At 76.9% G+C, this 815-nt stretch carries 2 protein-coding genes; both read left to right on the top strand.

Annotated elements, in window-relative coordinates; translation table 11 throughout:
- Positions 1-497, top strand: a 497-nt coding sequence (locus G3573_RS21725) for a hypothetical protein (RefSeq protein WP_163263692.1), incomplete at its 5' end; no start/stop codon positions are given.
- Positions 490-815, top strand: a 326-nt coding sequence (locus G3573_RS21720; RefSeq protein WP_163263691.1) for a hypothetical protein, incomplete at its 3' end; no start/stop codon positions are given. The genes G3573_RS21725 and G3573_RS21720, both read left to right, overlap by 8 nt.

Below are 815 nucleotides of genomic sequence, written 5' to 3'. Positions count from 1 at the left end.
GCGCACGCTCGGTCCTACGCGCCGATCCGCGGGCGGGCTGGCCGCGCGTCGAGCGTTGGGCGGCCGCGGTCACGGTCGGGGCCGCGGCGCTCGGCGCCTGCTTCACCGCCCAGTCGATCTACTACCATCGCCAGGAGGCCGCCGCCCTGGACCGGGCCGAGGTCTATCGCGCCGGCCGCACGGGTCCGGCCGCGGTCCGCACCCTGGCCGACCTGGCGCTGATCCGCGGCTTCCAGACCCATGCGGCGTCCGCCACGCCGCTCCTGGCGGCCGCCGACGCGTTTCGCGTCTGCCGCGACTTCGGCCTGGAGCCGTCCAGTTGGAGCGTCGACGGGCGGGGCCTGAAGATGCGGCTCGCGGCTTCGGATCCCGACGCATTGGCCGAGCTCGCCGCCGCGCTGGAAGCCGAGCCGTCCCTGCGCGGCGTCGCCGTGAAGTCGGACGGCACGGGCGAGGCGGTGACCCTGTCTGCGGACCTGGCGGGCGCGCATGGCTGAGGCGGCGACCCTGGCCCTGACCCGCCTGATCGAGCGGCTTCGGATGTCGCCGCGCGAGCGCGCCCTGGCCGTGGCGTTGGTCGCCGTGTTGGCCTCGGTCTGGGCCTTCGCCGCCCTCGACCGGGCCCAGGCGGCGCGGGACGCGAGCGATGAGGCGCAGGCGATGAGCCTGACCCTGCAGCAGGCGGCCGAGGCCCGTGGGGCGGCCGGCTTCCGCACCGCCGTCGCCGAGGAGGCCCGCAAGGTGCGCGCCTGGTCGCTGGCCGGGCCGACCCTGCCGATCGCCCGGGTGCGCGCCGAGTCCGAGCTGCTGGGCAT

It is taken from the genome of Caulobacter sp. 17J65-9 (assembly GCF_010975005.1).
Classification (GTDB): Bacteria; Pseudomonadota; Alphaproteobacteria; order Caulobacterales; family Caulobacteraceae; genus 17J80-11.
The sequence above is the reverse complement of the archived record's forward strand: the minus strand, read 5'-3'. Positions and strand labels throughout refer to the sequence as shown.